The organism is Streptomyces sp. CNX435 (genome assembly GCF_059570575.1).
In genome coordinates this window covers 51,095-66,661 of the sequence record NZ_JCANTA010000015.1, presented here as the reverse complement: position 1 = coordinate 66,661, position 15,567 = coordinate 51,095, and the positions used below count along the sequence as shown (strand labels likewise).

The 15,567-nt window shown below is 74.7% G+C and carries 11 protein-coding genes; 8 read left to right on the top strand and 3 right to left on the bottom strand.

The features are described from left to right. Positions 1–55 precede the first annotated feature (55 nt). From T328_RS23490 to T328_RS23480, 3 genes are all read left to right on the top strand, one after another. Positions 56–1,222, top strand: a complete 1,167-nt coding sequence (locus T328_RS23490; protein WP_496498125.1) for a GntR family transcriptional regulator — start codon at positions 56–58, stop codon at positions 1,220–1,222. Between the two features lie 70 nt (positions 1,223–1,292). Next, the gene (locus T328_RS23485; protein WP_496498124.1) at positions 1,293–2,714 is read left to right on the top strand and encodes a glycoside hydrolase family 28 protein; all 1,422 of its coding nucleotides are present in this window, start codon (positions 1,293–1,295) and stop codon (positions 2,712–2,714) included. Continuing rightward, on the top strand, positions 2,711–4,117 hold the full coding sequence (locus tag T328_RS23480; protein ID WP_496498123.1) for a Gfo/Idh/MocA family protein: 1,407 nt from the start codon (positions 2,711–2,713) through the stop codon (positions 4,115–4,117). The genes T328_RS23485 and T328_RS23480 overlap by 4 nt, the downstream gene beginning before the upstream one ends. A gap of 15 nt (positions 4,118–4,132) precedes the next feature. On the opposite strand, the gene T328_RS23475 is transcribed toward T328_RS23480, so the two are convergent. After that, positions 4,133–5,392 (bottom strand): hypothetical protein, encoded by a 1,260-nt coding sequence (locus tag T328_RS23475; protein WP_496498122.1) that lies wholly within the window; start codon positions 5,390–5,392, stop codon positions 4,133–4,135. An 87-nt stretch (positions 5,393–5,479) separates the two neighbouring features. Beyond that, positions 5,480–6,958, bottom strand: coding sequence for a pectinesterase family protein (locus T328_RS23470; RefSeq protein ID WP_496498121.1), 1,479 nt, complete (start codon positions 6,956–6,958; stop codon positions 5,480–5,482). 124 nt (positions 6,959–7,082) lie between these two features. Here T328_RS23470 and T328_RS23465 point away from each other — a divergent pair, with 124 nt between their 5' ends. From T328_RS23465 to dgoD, 5 genes are read left to right on the top strand one after another with little or no spacing between them, the layout of a single operon-like run. After that, complete coding sequence (locus T328_RS23465) at positions 7,083–8,030, top strand: dihydrodipicolinate synthase family protein (protein WP_496498198.1); 948 nt, start codon at positions 7,083–7,085, stop codon at positions 8,028–8,030. Positions 8,031–8,032: 2 nt separating this feature from the next. Next, positions 8,033–9,313, top strand: a complete 1,281-nt coding sequence (locus T328_RS23460; RefSeq protein WP_496498120.1) for a Gfo/Idh/MocA family protein — start codon at positions 8,033–8,035, stop codon at positions 9,311–9,313. Further along, entirely contained in the window at positions 9,310–10,167 is an 858-nt protein-coding gene (locus T328_RS23455) for an amidohydrolase family protein (RefSeq protein ID WP_496498119.1), read from the top strand. The genes T328_RS23460 and T328_RS23455 overlap by 4 nt, the downstream gene beginning before the upstream one ends. Positions 10,168–10,196: 29 nt before the next feature. Continuing rightward, a complete protein-coding gene (locus tag T328_RS23450; RefSeq protein WP_496498118.1) occupies positions 10,197–13,253 on the top strand; it encodes a glycosyl hydrolase in 3,057 nt (1,018 codons plus the stop codon). A gap of 29 nt (positions 13,254–13,282) precedes the next feature. Then, positions 13,283–14,446 (top strand): galactonate dehydratase, encoded by a 1,164-nt coding sequence (gene dgoD / locus T328_RS23445; RefSeq protein ID WP_496498117.1) that lies wholly within the window; start codon positions 13,283–13,285, stop codon positions 14,444–14,446. Positions 14,447–14,513: 67 nt separating this feature from the next. On the opposite strand, the gene T328_RS23440 is transcribed toward dgoD, so the two are convergent. Further along, positions 14,514–15,419, bottom strand: coding sequence for a sugar-binding transcriptional regulator (locus T328_RS23440; protein WP_496498116.1), 906 nt, complete (start codon positions 15,417–15,419; stop codon positions 14,514–14,516). Positions 15,420–15,567 lie beyond the last annotated feature (148 nt).

Here is a 15,567-nt window from a genome sequence, read left to right as displayed (position 1 = left end):
GAAGACCCGCGAAGTGAGTCAGAATTCCACAGACATCGAGAGGTGATGCGGGCCCGTGACCGCACCGGATCTGCGGAAGTTCCCGCAGCTGAGCGACGAGGACCGCGCGACGCTGCGGGACTGGTCGGCCCGGCCGCCCGAGGCGCTGCGGCTGCGCAGCCGCATCGTGCTCGCCTGCGCGGAGGGACTGGCCAACGCGGACATCGCCAAGCGCCTGCAGGTCAGCCCCGCCACCGTGGCCAAGTGGCGCGAACGATACCTCAGCGGCGGGGTCGACGGGCTGAGCGACGCCCCGCGGTCGGGGCGCCCGCGCACCACCGGGCGGCACGACGCCGAGCGGCACATCGCCGAGTTGCTGACGCAGGCGCGCGAGGGCGGTCCGGTCCCGTCCACCCGCTCACTGGCCCGGACGCTCGGGCTGTCGCAGTCCACCGTCGCCCGCATCTGGCAGGAGGAGGAGCGCAGACAGCAGGCCGACGGCCGGCCGCGCCCCGTCCCGGCTGCCCCCACCATGTCTGCCCGCACCGGCCAGGCCGGCCGCACCGACGGGGCAGCCTTCCCCGCGGCCGTGCAGCTGCCCCGCCAGCTGCTCTCCGACCACGTCTACGGGCTGCTGCGCTCCTGGATCGTCGGCGGCGAACTCGTGCCGGGCCAGCGGCTCGTGGAGTCGGAGATCGCCCGTCAGGTCGGCACCAGCCAGGCCCCGGCCCGCGAGGCGATCAAGCGGCTGGCGCACGAGGGGCTGGTCATCTCGCAGCCGCGCCGCGGCACGTACGTCTCGCAGGTCTCCGAACGGCAGGCGCAGGAAGTCCGCGACATCCGGGTGATGTTCGAGGAGTACGCGGCCCGCAGGGCCACCGGCCGGCTGGACGAGGAGCGGCTGCGGCTGCTCGACGGCGATGTGACGCTGCTGCGCCGGGCCGCGGAGAGCGGCGACATCGGCGCGTTCCGCGACGCCGACATGTCCTTCCACCGGCACGTCTGCGAGGCGGCGGGCAACGCGGCGCTCATCCGGTTGTGGCGCATGATCGAGTCCAGTATGTGGGGGCTGCACGTGCTGGGCAATCCGCTCTTCCGTGGCGACTGGCGCGCGATGGCGGAGTACCACGCCGAGCTGCTGAACGCCCTGCGGACCGGCGACCCTGACACCACGGGGCCGATGTTCGCCGCCCACGCCGCCGGCGAGGCGTCCCGCTACCACCGCGAGCACCGCCTCAACTGACCCGCACGACCGACCCGCAGCCCTCGCTCAACCGACCCGCACCACCGACCGCGCCACCGAGGGAGTCGCCATGAGCAGGCCCGCACGCAGAGACGTCCTACGGCTCGGCGCTCTCGCCGCCGCCGCGGTCCCGCTGTCCACCACCGCCGCGAACGCGGCCACGGGCACAGACACCGACACGGCCGGGCCCGGCCTCCCCCGCTTCCCCGACGCCTGGTTCCCCGTCACCGACTACGGCGCCGCCGACGACGGCGCCACGGACTGCACCGCCGCCTTCCGGGCCGCCGTACGCGCCTGCCACGACGCCGGCGGCGGCCATGTGCTGGTGCCCCCGGGCCGCTGGGCCACGGGCGCGATCCACCTGCTCAGCGGCGTCGACCTGCACGTCGCCGCGGACGCCACCGTGCTCTTCAGCACCGACCCGGCCGCCTACCTGCCCGTCGTCCTCACCCGCTGGCAGGGCATCGAGGTCTACAACTACTCGCCGCTGATCTACGCCCACCGCGCCCACGACATCGCCGTCACCGGCCGCGGCGTCCTCGACGCGCAGGGCGACAACTCCCACTGGTGGCCGTGGAAGGGCTCCGGCCAGTTCGGCTGGGGGCCGGGCATGCCGCACGAGCGCGACGACTGGGGGCAGCTGGAGCGCTGGGGCGCCGACGGCGTACCCGTCGCGGAGCGCGTCCTCGGCGAGGGGCACTATCTGCGCCCCAGCTTCGTCCAGCCGCACTCCTGCCGGAACGTCCTCATCGAGGGCGTCACGCTGCTGGGCTCCCCGTTCTGGAACATCCATCCGGTGTTCAGCCGGAACGTCACCGTGCGCGGCGTCACCGTCGAGTGCCACGGCCCGAACAGCGACGGCTGCAACCCCGACTCGTGCGAGAACGTCGCCATCAGCCGCGTCACCTTCGCCACCGACGACGACTGCATCGCCATCAAGTCGGGCCGCGACCGGGACGGCCGGCGGGTCGGCGTGCCATCCCGCCACATCCTGATCGAGGACTGCCGCTATCTCAGCGGGGGCGCCGCGGTGGCGATCGGCAGCGAGATGAGCGGCGGGGTGTCCGACGTGCTCGCCCGGCGACTGCACCTGCCCCGCCACCCGGACCTCGACGAGGCCGCCGTCGGCTGGATCCTCAACGTCAAGTCCACGCCCACCCGCGGCGGTTACGTACGGGACGTGCGCGTGACGGACGTGGCGGCGCCGGGCTGGACGTACGTACCGTTCGAGGTGACGTTCCAGTACGCGGGCGGCACCGGCGGCGAGCACCTCGCCGAGGTCAGCCGGCTGTCGGCGGCACGCTGGCGGATCGGCGGACCGTGCGAGTACCCCGTACGCATCCGGGCGCGTCCGGAGGAGCCCGTACGCGACGTGCGGCTGTCCGGCCTCGACTTCGCCGACGCCGCGCAGCCCGCGCTGCTGCAGTCCGTCAACGGACTCTCCGTGCACAACGTCACCGTCAACGGCGAACCCCTCGGAGGACAGTCATGACGTCGACCACCCCCGTCGAACCACCAGCCCGCGCCGTCGTGGTGGGCACCGGCTCCCGCGCCCAGATGTTCACCACCGCGCTCGCCCGCCGCCCGCACCTGCGGGTGGCCGCGCTGTGCGACCCCAACCCGGCCCGGATCGCCCACCACCAAAGGCTCCTCGCGGCGGCGGGGGCGCCTCAGGCCGCGGCGTGGGCCCCGGACGACTTCGAGCGCCGGCTGCGCGCCGACGGCATCGAGGAGGTCGTCGTCACGACGGTGGACGCCCTGCACGACGCGTACATCGTGCCGGCGCTGCACGCCGGCTGCCGCGTGGTGACGGAGAAGCCGATGACCACGGACGCGCCGCGCTGCCGCCGCATCCTCAAGGCCGCGGCGGACACCGGCGGGGAGGTGGCCGTCGCGTTCAACTACCGCTACAACCCCGTGCACGCGCAGATCCGCGCCCTGCTCGCCGGCGGGGCGGTCGGCGAGGTGCTGTCGGTGCACTTCGAGTGGCTGCTCGACGTGCGCCACGGCGCGGACTACTTCCGCCGCTGGCACCGGGAGAAGGACCAGAGCGGCGGGCTGATGGTGCACAAGTCGAGCCACCACTTCGACCTCGTCAACTGGTGGCTGGGAGCCCGCCCGCGGCAGGTCTTCGGCCACGGCCGGCTGGGCTTCTACGGCCGCGAGGCGGGCGAGAAGTCCGGCTACCGGCGCGACTACGAGCGCGCCCACGGCGCCGCCGCGGCCCAGGACGACCCGTTCGCACTGCCGCTCGCCGAGAACGACGCGCTGCGCTCGCTCTATCTGGAGGCCGAGACCCACGACGGCTACCTGCGCGACCGCAACGTCTTCGGCGACGGCATCACCATCGAGGACGACATGTCGGTCCTGGTGCGCTACGACACCGGCGCCGCCATGACGTACCACCTCACCGCCTACTCCCCCTGGGAGGGCTACCGGGTCGCCTTCAACGGCACCGCCGGACGGCTGGAACTGGAGGTCGAGGAGAGCCGCTGGCAGCCGCCGCGGCTGCGCACCGCCTCGGGCAAGGGCGCCATCCACGGCGACAAGGCGATGGCCAACGCCGGCGGCCCGCGCATCCTGCTGCGCCCGCTGTGGCGGGAGCCGCAGGAGGTGCCGGTGCCGGGCTACGACCACGCGGGACACGGCGGCGGCGACGAACGCATGCTCAGCGCGCTGTTCGGCCCGGCGGACGGGGCGGCGGACCGAGCAGCGGACGGGGCCGCGGGCCGAACAGCGGACGGAGCGGCGGACGGCAGCGGTGGCGCCGACGGCCAGCGCGCCACCGCTGTCGACGGCGCGCTGGCCCTGGTCACCGGGCTCGCCGCGAACGAGTCGTTCGCGACGGGCGCCCCGGTGGCCACGGACACGCTCGTGCCGCTGCCGGCCGGCTGAGGCGCCAGACGCGGGCTACGGCTGGTGGGCGCACGCGACGTCGAGGTCCCAGAGGATCACGGACAGCGCGTAGGGGCTGATGGTGTGGTCGCCGTGGGTGGCGTCCTCCAGCAGCTCCCAGTGTCCGTTGCCGATGACCTGGACGCGGTGGCGCACCACCGGCTCGTAGGAGCGGTGGCCCACCGCGTTGAAGCAGCAGTCGTCGAAGCGGTTCAGGATCTGTATCTGGCGGCGGTGCTCGCCGACCGCCGCCAGCGCGTAGAGGTCCATGAAGTCGGTCAGCCCGTAGAACACGGGGTGAGAGTCCTTGCGCTGCTCCCAGTCGCCGGTCGTGGGGCTGGGCTTGGGCGGCGCGGAGCGCAGGAAGAACGGCAGCGAGCCGGCGGTGGGATAGCTGCGCGTCACTCGGGTGTCGAGCGCCGGGTAGACGGTGGCGCACCAGCCCCCGCCGGACAGGCCGGTCATCTGCACCGAGGGCGGCCGGTACGTGCGCTGCACGTGGTTGAGCGCCACCGCCGGCGGCTCCAGGAAGAACCGCAGCGTGGAGAACTCCGCCGTCTCCCACGGTCCGAGGTCGTTGTGCGACTCCACGGTGACCGTACGGGACGGGTCCGCGGGGTCCTCCAGTTCCCTGGGGTTCCAGTGGTACAGCGGCATGGCGAGGAGCAGTACGGCGTACCCGGCGTCGAGCAGCCCCTGCGCGGTGCGCCGCATCGTGCTCGGCTCCTCACCGTGGCCGTTGTGGTAGAGCGCGAACCGCCCGTGCGTGCTGCTTGTCGGCAGCAGCAGGAAGACGACGGAGCTGAGCCCGTACGGCAGCCGCACGGTGAGCCGGTCGATGCGGCGTACGCCCTCGAAGGCGGGCAGCTCGCTGCCGTCGACGCCCTCGTCGACCTCGGGCAGGGCGGTGGGCAGGCGACCGTCGGCCGACTTCCACACCTCCCGCACGAGGGCGGCGCGCAGCGCGTCGGCGTCGGCCTCGGTGTACACGGCCATCAGCTCCTCCGTGTCGACGCCGACGACCTGCTGTGGGAGCGCGCGGTAGTCGATGCTGTGGGCCGCGGCCACCTCGGCGTTGACCGGCGCCACCGGCCGCGGCGGGCGGGGCGGGGCGGCCCCGGCCGCTGCCCCGGCCGCTGCCCCGGCCGCCGCCGCGGGGGCCGCGCCGGCCGGTGTGGCGGCGGCGGTGGGGGCGGTGGCCGTGGTGGTGGCGACTGCGCCGGCGGCCGTGGTGCCGAGTGCACCGAGGAGGGTCCTGCGGGACACCGTGGACATGGTGATCACCTGCCGTGGGTTCGTCGGAGTGGTGGTGTATCCGCGCCGGGGCCGGCGAAGGTGCACCGGCCCCACGGGTGTCTGCTTCTAGGAGCGCGGGTCCCAGCCGTCGAGCAGGGTCGCGGGGTCGCGCCAGGTCTCGGCCTGTGCCTCGTCGAGCTGCTCGGAGCAGGGCAGCCGGCCGGAGACGTCGAGGGCGTCGCCCGCGAGGTCCGTGCTGCCGTACTCCCAGAAACGCAGCTTCTCGGCGGCCGTGCAGTCGAATCCGGTGAGCCCCCAGCCCACCGGGGCGATGTGCCCGTCCATGGGCGAGTCGATGAACACGACCTGGCTGCCGGTGAACCGGTCGTCGATGCGGCCGAGCAGGACGCTGCCGTCCGGCACCTGAGCGGCCCGGGTCAGCCGCGTGTTCACGAACACGTTTCCGGGCCCGTCGTCGGCGTTGCGCACCTGGCTGACGTAGCCGGTGTCGAGGGACTTCAGCTCGGAGTCCTGGACGAACACGCCGCCCGTCCCCCAGACGAAGTCGACGTCGCCCTCCACGTAGCTGTCGGTCACGAAGGCGCGGCCCTGGAGCCGTAGGCTGTCCTGGTAGCTGAGGACGCGGACGCGCTCCAGGACGATGCGGTCGCCGTTGCCGCGGAACGCCTCGGCCTGGGAGCCGCCGTCGGGGGTGGTGTTGTGGATGGTCGCGTCGCGCAGCGTGAAGTCGTCGGCGTCGACCCCGAAGGCGGCCCGCCAGCAGTTGAAGCGGTCGGGCTGCGGCAGCACGCGGCGGGGGCAGTAGCTCTGCCGCGCCGGCACGTCGGACATGGCCGCGTCGCCGTTGAGGACGCTGTTGTTGGGGTAGCCGATCACGGTCTCACCGGCCCCGCTGCCGGTGACGGTCAGGTGCGGCTTGGTCTGGGGGACGTAGACGATCTCGCGGTACGTCCCGGGGGCCACGTCGATGCGCACCTCGTGATCACCGTCCTCGCGGTTCTCGGGCACGAAGTCGACGGCGCCCTGGACGGTGCAGAAGTCCCCGCCGCCGGCCCGGTCGACGGACAGCCGCCCGGCGCCGGGCGCGGGGGCGTCCTGCGTCCGGAACCGCCAGGCGTCGGGGCCGGTGATGCCCTCGTGCCCGCGGAAGAACCCCTCGTCCACGGTGACGTAGTACTCCTGCCCCGGGTCGAGGACGTAGTGCAGGTGGAGGGAGGCGGTGCGGCCGTCGATCACGACGGGTTCGTAGAACCAGCGGTGGACCTCGCCGTAGTCGGTGAGCGCACCGCCGATGCTCTTCTGGTACGTCCCGGAGTCGGCGAGGTCGATCACGTCGACGAGGGTGCCGTCGGCGTGGTGGACCTGCACCTGGCCGCTGTCGCCCAACTGCACGGGCGAGTCGAAGGTGAGCCGCAGCGGGGTGTCCGTGCAGACGGCCTCCTCCACTCCCTGCGGCTGGAGCTGCGGCGCGGCACGGGTGCCGGCGGCGCGGGCGGTGGACTCGCCCGGAACGGCGGTCACCAGGGCCGCGAGCAGGGCCGCGACCAGGACGGGGAGAGCCAGGAACGAACGGAACAGCCGCATGGGACGGGCTCCTTACGTCGGCGCACTGCTAGGATTCGTCATGGCATTCAGGTGGTATGCCAGCAACCAAGCAGCATGCAAGCACAGTGACTCGACCCTGACCACCCCTCGGGCGGAGCCGATGATGCAGCCAGTGCAGCAGGACCATAAGCACGCACTCTCCGATCTCGTCGCCATTCCGGTGACTCCCTTCGACGCCGACGGGGAGGTGGACCAGGCGGCATACCAGCTGCTGTTGCGCCGACTGCTGGACAACGGAGTACGGACCATCACCCCGGGCGGCAACACCGGCGAGTTCTACGCCCTCGGCGAGGACGAGCGCCGGCTCGTCGTCGAGTTGGCGGTCGGGGAAGCCGCTCGCGCGGCTCGCCCGGCAGGCGGCCCGGCAGCCCGTGATGCGGTCGCCGTCGTGGCCGGCGTCGGCCTCGACACGGCCACCGCGGTCCGCGGCGCCCGGCACGCGCGCGAGGCCGGGGCCGGGCTCGTCATGGTCCACCAGCCGGTCAACCCGTATGTCTCGGCGGAGGGCTGGCTCGCCTACCACCGGGCCGTCGCCGACGCCGTCCCCGAGCTGGGCGTGGTGCTCTACATCCGCGACCCGCTGCTCGACGGCAGCCTCATCGGCCGTCTCGGCGAGCTGTGCCCCAACGTCGCCGGCGTGAAGTACGCGGTGCCGGACGCCGCCCGGTTCGCCGCCGTCGCCCGCGACGCCGGGCTCGAACGGTTCGTCTGGGTCGCCGGCCTCGCCGAGCTGTACACGCCCGCCTACTGGGCCGTGGGCGCGACCGGGTTCACCTCCGGGCTCGCCAACGTCGCCCCGCGCGTCTCCCTCGGCCTGCTCCGGGCCCTCAGGGACGGGGACTTCGCCGCCGCGATGAAGGTCTGGGACCAGATCCGGGACTTCGAGGCCCTGCGCGCGGAGCGCCGGTCCGCCGACAACGTCGCCGTCGTCAAGGAAGCCCTCGCCTCGCTCGGGCTCTGCCGGCCCGACGTACGGCCGCCGAGCCACCCGCTGCCGCCGGATATGAAGGCGCGGGTGCACGCGGCGCTCGCCGGCTGGGACCTGGCGTAGCCGTGGGTCCCGTACCGCCGCGGCCGGCGGAGCCGGTGCCCGTCGTCCTCGCCGGCGCCCACGGCTACGGCACCGCGCACCGGCGGAACCTGACGCGCCTGACCGCCGCCGGCCTGGTGCGCGTCGTCGGCGTATGCGACCCGGCGCCGCTCGCCACCGCGGACCTCGACGCCCTCGGCGGGCCCGAGCAGTCCGGCGACCTCGCGGCGCTGCTCGCCCGCACCGGCCCCGCCGTGACGATCGTCAGCACACCCATCCACACGCACGTGAACCTCGCGCTGACCGCCGTACGGGCCGGGTCGCACGTGCTGCTGGAGAAGCCGCCGGTCGCCTCCCTCGTCGACTTCGCCCGGCTGACCGACGCGCTGCGCGCGTCAGGCGTCGTCTGCCAGGTGGGCTTCCAGTCGTTCGGCTCCCGGGCGGTGGAGACGGCACGGGAGCTGGTGGCGGACGGCGCGGTGGGCCCGTTGCGGGGAATCGGCGCTGCGGGCGCGTGGGTGCGCGACGCCCGCTACTACGCCCGGACCCCGTGGGCCGGACGCCGCCGCCTCCCGCTCCCGCCGGGCGGCGTGGACGGCGTGGACGTGGTCGACGGCGTGCTCACCAACCCCCTCGCGCACGCGCTGGCCACCGCCCTGCGGATCGACGGCAGCGACCGCGCCGAGGACGTCGCGTCGGTGGAGCTGGAGCTCTTCCGGGCCCACGACATCGAGGCGGACGACACCTCCTGCGTACGGCTGGGGACCGCGCGCGGCACGACGCTCACCCTCGCCGCCACGCTGTGCGCCGAGCGGAACGCCCCGCCGTACGTGGTGGTGCACGGCGAACAGGGCCGGATCACGCTGCAGTACACGGCCGACCGGCTGCTCCTGGTCCGCTCGGGCCGGCCGCAGCAGGAGCACCTGCACCCGCGGACCGACCTGCTGGAGAACCTGCTCGCGCACCTGCGCGACGGCACCCCGCTGCTGAGCCCGCTGGCGCGCGCGGGCGCGTTCACGCGCGTCGTCGAGGCGGTGCGCACGGCGCCGGATCCGGTACGGCTGCCGCCGGACGCCTGGCACTCGGACCACCGCGGCACGGCGCCGCGGCGCGTCATCCCCGGCATCCGGGCACTGCTCGACGCCAGCGCCGCCCGGCTCGCCCTCTTCTCCGAGCTGGGCGCCCCCTGGGCGGCCCGCGGCCCGGCTCCGGTGGCCACCGTGGGCACGGCGGGCGCCGCGTCCGCGGCGGGCGCGGGGCCGGACACGGTGCCCGGCGCGCGGCGGGAGGGGGCGACGCGATGAGCGAGCCGTGGCGTGTCGACGCCCACCACCACGTATGGGATCTCTCGGCACGCCGGCACGACTGGCTCGACTCCCCCGCTCTGGCCCCGATCCGGCGCGACTTCGGGCTCGCCGACCTCGCGCCGGCCATCCTCGCGGCGGGCGTGGACCGCACGGTGCTCGTGCAGAGCCTGCCGGAGCCGGGCGAGACGGCGGAACTGCTCGCGCTCGCCGCCGCGCCGGGTCCGGTGACGGGCGTCGTCGGCTGGGTCGACCTGACCGCACCCGACGTGCCCGGCCGGCTGGCGGAGCTGCGCCGGCTGCCCGGCGGCGACCGGCTGGTGGGAATCCGCCACCCGGTGCAGTCGGAAGCGGACCCGGGCTGGCTGACCCGGCCCGAGGTGCTGCGCGGCCTGCGGGCGGTGGGCGCCGCGGGCCTGGCGTACGACCTCCTCGTCCGGCCCGGACAGCTGCCCGCGGCCCTCGAAGCCGTGCGCGCCTGCCCGGAGGTCACCTTCGTGCTCGACCACCTGGGCCAGCCGCCGCCGGCTGACGGCGAGTTCGCCGCGTGGGCACGGCATCTCGGGCGGCTCGCCGCCGGGGGGCAGGTGTTCTGCAAGCTGTCGGGCCTGGTCACCGGGGCCGGCCGGGGCGCGGGGACCGGCGCGGGACTGCGGCCGTACGCGGAGACGGCGTGGGAGGCGTTCGGCGCGGCGCGGGTGATGTTCGGCTCCGACTGGCCCGTCTGCCTGCTCGCCGCCTCGTACGCGGAGGTCGCCGAGGTGGCGGACCGGCTGTGCGAGGGCCTGTCGTACGAGGAGCGAACCGAGGTGTTCCGCGGTACGGCCCGCCGGGCCTACCGGCTCAGCCTCTGATCCCAGACTGATCCCAGATGGGGAGTCCCATGCGCGACGACACCGAGCCGCACAGAGCGGCGGCACACGACACGGGCGGCCTGCGGCGGCGGTCACTGCTGGCGATGGGCGCCGCCGCCGGTGCGACCCTCGCCGTGCCCTTCAGCGCGGCAGGCGCGGCAGGCACAGCGCGCGCGGCGGCGCCGGACGCGGGGGGCGCGGGCTTCGCGCGCGCCTTCGCCGAGCCGCCGCCCGCCGTACGTCCCAGGTTCCGCTGGTGGTGGCCCGACGGGCTGGTCGACCGCCGCGAGGTCGAGCGCGAGGTGGACCAGATCGCCGACGCCGGGTTCGGCGGGGTGGAGATCGCCGCCGTCACCCACAGCATGACCGAACAGATCGACGTCGAGCGGCACGGCTGGGGAACGCCCGCCTGGGTCGCCGCCGTCGAAGCGTCGCTGCGCCGCGCGGCGCGCCGCCGGCTGGTCGTGGACCTCACCGTCGGCCCCGCGTGGCCCGCCGCCGTGCCCACGGTCGCACCGGGCGACCCCGCCGCGGCCTGGGAACTCGCCCACGGCGTGGCGGTCGTCGAGGGCGGGCAGACCTTCGCGGGCCCGCTGCCCGCCGCGCTCGCCCCGCCGGCCGAGGGGGTGACGGCGCAGCGCGCGCGGTACGTACAGGCCGCGCGCGTCGCCGCGGGCGGCTCCCCCGCCGACTCCCCCGTGGTGCTCGACCCGGACACGGTCACCGACCTCGCCGACCGCGTCGTGGACGGCCGGCTCACCTGGACCGCGCCCGCCGGCGGCGTCTGGCTCGTCATCGCCTACTGGGAGCGCGGCTCCGGGCAGCGCCCCGAAGGGCCCCCGCACACCGCCCCGTTGTCGTACGTCGTGGACCACCTCGGCGCGGCGGGCACGCGGGCGGTCACCGGGTTCTGGGAGGAGCACATCCTCACACCGCCGGTGCGCGCGCTGCTGCGCGCGACGGGGGGCGCGCTGTTCGAGGACTCGCTGGAGCTGGAGACCGACGCGACGCTGTGGACGCCGGGCATCCCCGCCGCGTTCGAGCGGCACACCGGCTACGCCCTGCCGCCGTATCTGGCCGCGGTCGTCGAGTACGACGAGGACCCGGTCTTCAGCTTCGGCAAGGACGTCGACACGGCGGTGCGGCGCGACTACATGGACGTCGTCACCGAGTTGTACGTCGAGCATCACCTGAAGCCGCTGCGCGCCTGGGCCCACGCGCTCGGCCTGGCCCTGCGCGTGCAGCCGTACGGGCTGGAGACCGACGCCATGTACGCCGCCGCGCTCCTGGACGTGCCGGAGGGCGAGTCGCTCGGCTTCAAGAACCTCGACGACTTCCGCTGTCTGGCCGGCGGCCGGGACATGGGCGGCCGGCGGGTGCTCTCGAACGAGGCGGGCGCCACGGCCGGCGGCGCCTACGCCACCACCTGGGACGACACGCTGAAGAAGCTCGTCACCCAGTACGCGGCGGGCGTCAACCAGGCCGTCTTCCACGGCTTCGCCTACGCCCGGGCCCCCGGCGCGGGCTGGCCGGGCTTCGCCGCCTTCTCCCCCTACCACGGCGCCCCCGGCTACGGGGAGGCGTGGGGGCCGCGCCAGCCCGGCTGGCGCCACGCCCCCGAGATCGCGCGCGCTCTCGCCCGTATGCAGCACGTACTGCAGACCGGGGTCAACCGGGCGGACGTGGGCGTGCTGCGGCAGAAGGGCTACGCCGGCTCCGGACTCGGCGCGCCCTGGTTCAGCGCCGAGGGCGTGCCCGTCGGCTGGACCCATCTGTTCCTCAGCCCGCGGCTGCTCACCCTGCCGGGCGCCGACGTCCGCGACGGCCGGCTGGCGCCCGCAGGGCCCGCGTTCAAGGCCCTGGTCGTCGAGGGCGACGTGATGAACGGGCGCGAGCGCACGATGGAGTTGCACGTCGCCGAGAAGCTCCTCGGCTACGCGAAGGCCGGGCTGCCGGTCGTCGTCATCGGCGACTGGTCGGACGGACATGTGCCGGGGCTGCCGCGACCGGGCGCGAACGAGCGCCTGCGCCGGCTGCTCGCGGAGCTGCTGGTCCAGCCGACCGTGGCCGTCGTCCCCGACCGGCCGGACGTGCCGCGGGCCCTCGCCGCGCTCGGCGTGCGGCGCGACGTGGAGTACGCCGAGGCTTCCGTGCTGCTGCACGCGCACCGCGCGAGCACCGCCGATGACGCTGCCGACTACTTCTTCTTCGCCAACGACGCGGTGAGCCGGAAGGACTCCGACGGCACGCCGGTCGACCACGACGTGGTCCTCGCCGCCCGGCGGCCGGACGCGGTCCCGTACCGGCTGGACGCGTGGACCGGCGCCATCGAGCCCGTCGCCGTCCACCGGCGCGAGGGCGACCGGATCCGGCTGCGCATCGCCCTGGCCCCCGGCGCCACCACGATCGTCGCGCTCGCCCGCCCCGGCAGCTGGGGTACGCGCGCTACGGCGGGGCGGCACGCGGTGCGCACGGAGGCCGCCGACGTGCGGTGGACCGGCGACGGCCGGCTGGAGGTGCGGGAGCGCCGGCCCGGTTCGTACGCGACGGAGCTGGCGGACGGGCGCACGGTCACCGCGGTCATCGGGCCGATGCCGGAGCCCGTGCCGCTCACCCGCTGGGAGCTGCGGGCGGAGGACTGGCGTCCGGGCGCCACGCCCACCGACACGGTCAGGGAGCGGCGCACGCTGCGGCTCGACGGCCTCGCGCCGTGGCCTCAGCTGCCGGAGCTGGCCGATTCCGCCGGCGTCGGGCGCTACCGCACCACCGTGCGCCTGGGCGCACCGTGGACCGGCGGGCACGGCGCGCTCCTCGAACTGGGCGAGGTCTCCGACACCTTCCGCGTCACCGTCAACGGCGCGGAGCTGCCGCCCGCCGACCAGGTGACGGGCACGGTCGACGTCGGCGACCGGCTGCGCCGCGGCGTCAACACCATCGAGGTCGAGGTGGCCACGACGCTGCTGAACCGGCTGCGGGTGGCCCGGCCCGAGGTGTTCGGGGCGGCGCGGCCCCAGTCCTGCGGGCTGGTGGGTCCGGTCCGTCTCATCCCGTACGGCAGGGCTGTGTTCCCGGCGGTCCGCCCGTAGCGCAACGTCGAACCGAGGGAGAAACCTCCGTGCAGATCAGCGACATCACCGCGTACAGCGTGCCGCCGCGCTGGATCCTGGTCCGGGTGACGACGGACGAGGGGGCGGCCGGGTGGGGCGAGGCCATCGTCTCCAAGCGCCGGCACGCCGTCCTGGGCGCCGTGCGTGACCTGACGGCCGGCCTGCGGGGGGCGCCCGCGGGCCGGGTCGAGGAGCTGTGGCACCGCATGCGCCGCGGCGCCTTCTTCCGCGGCGGTCCGGTGCTCGCCACCGCGGCGGCGGCCATCGACCAGGCGCTGTGGGACATCAAGGCGCGCGGCCTGGGCGTGCCGGTGCACGAGCTGCTGGGCGGCCCGGTGCGGGAGCGGATCCCGGTGTACGCCTGGATCGCGGGCGACCGCCCGGACGACGTGGTGGCCGGCGCCCGGGCCCGGCTCGAACAGGGCTTCACCGCCGTGAAGATGAACGCCACGGCCGAGCTGGACCACATCGCGGGCGCGGACGAGGTGGACGCGGTCGTCGCCCGGGTGGCGGCGCTGCGCGAGGAGTTCGGCACGTCGCTCGGCATCGCGCTGGACTTCCACGGCCGGGTGCACCGGGCGATGGTGCGTCCGCTGCTGCGCGAGCTGGAGCAGTTCCGGCTGCTGTGGGTGGAGGAGCCGCTGGCGCCGGGGCTTGAGGACATGCTGCCGGAGGTGGCGGCCGTGGCGGGCGCGACCCGGATCGCCACGGGCGAACGGCTGGCGTCCCGCTGGGAGTTCCGCGGGCTGCTGCAGCGGGGCGGCGTGGACATCCTGCAGCCGGACGTGTCGCTCACCGGCCTCGGCGAGCTGGCGAAGATCTGCCGGATGGCCGAGGCGTTCGACGTGGCCGTGGTCCCGCACTCGCCGAACGGGCCGGTGTCGCTGGCGGCGTCGCTGCAGGTGGCGAGCGCCTGCCTGAACGTGCCGCTGCACGAGCAGAGCCTGGGCATCCACTACAACACCGGCTACGCGGGTCTGCCCCGCGGCGAGATGGCCGACTACGTCCCCGACCCGGCCCCGCTCACCCCCACGGCGGGCACGCTGGCGGTTCCCACGGAACCGGGCATCGGCATCACGGTCGACGAGGCCGCCATACGTTCCGCGGACACCGACTGGCACCACCCCGAAGCCGACTGGCGCCACCCCGACGGCCGAATCGCCGAGTGGTGACGACCCGCGGCGGCCCGACGCCGACGCCGGCGGCCCCGGAAGGACCGGCAGTCAGGTACGTCGGCGGTCAGTCGCTCAGCAGGCTGCGGGCCACCTCGACGTCCGTGATCAGGGTGTTGACCCAGCCGCCGCGCACCGCGCCCCGGATCGCCGCCACCTTGTCCGGCCCGCCCGCGATCCCGATGCGCCGCTCGACCGCGTGGAGCCGGTCCGGGTCGATACCGATGAGGCGGTCGCCGAACGGCGCGTCCACGAGGTTCCCCGCGGCGTCGAAGTAGTGGGCGCAGACGTCGCCGACGGCTCCGAGCGCCTTGAGCCGGCGTTGGTCCCCGGCGGTGATCGCGTTGCCCGAGCGGCGCAGCAGCGGAGACGGGTCGAGGGTGCCGATGCCGAGCAGGGCGACGGTGAGGCGGGACCAGGCGCGCATGGCCTCCGCCATGGCCGGCTCGCGCCACAGCAGATCGCGCAGCTCCCGGCTGCCCACCAGCGCCGCCGAGGGCGCGAACACCGGCCGTGCTCCGGTCAGTTCGGCCAGCCGGCCGGTGAGCCGGGTGGCGTGCAGCTGCACCTCCGGGCTGCCCGCGCCACCTATGATCTGGACGATCTCCCGGGCGACGGACGGCGTCTTGGCCCGCATGACGTTGACCGATTCCAGCAGGGTCGCGCTCCAGGACGAGACGCCGATGACGTCGTCCGTCATGAGCGTGGCATCGAGGTACGTGGCGCCGGCGGCGGCGAGGGCGGGGATCACGTCGGCGACCGCGCCCTCGACCTCCACCACGACGACGTCGCGCAGCCCGTAGCGCTCCGTGAGGGCCTCTTCGAGTTCCGCGTGCACGCCTTCGGGGGAGACGACCACGGTACGTACCACGCCGCGCTGGACGGCTTCCCGCAGCAACCGGGAGACCCGCGGCTGGGACATGTGGAGCTGCGCGGCGATCTCGGGCTGCCGCACTCCGCGTTCGTGGTACATGCGGGCCACCTTGACCAGGAGCCGCATGTGGTCCGGGCTCGATGTGGACGACGCTGCCGCCACCCTGCCTCCATCGTTCTCGATTCCGTCGTGCAGGCCGCCGGACGACCCGTACGCTGCCGCCGGCGGACAGAATATCCTCGCGGCC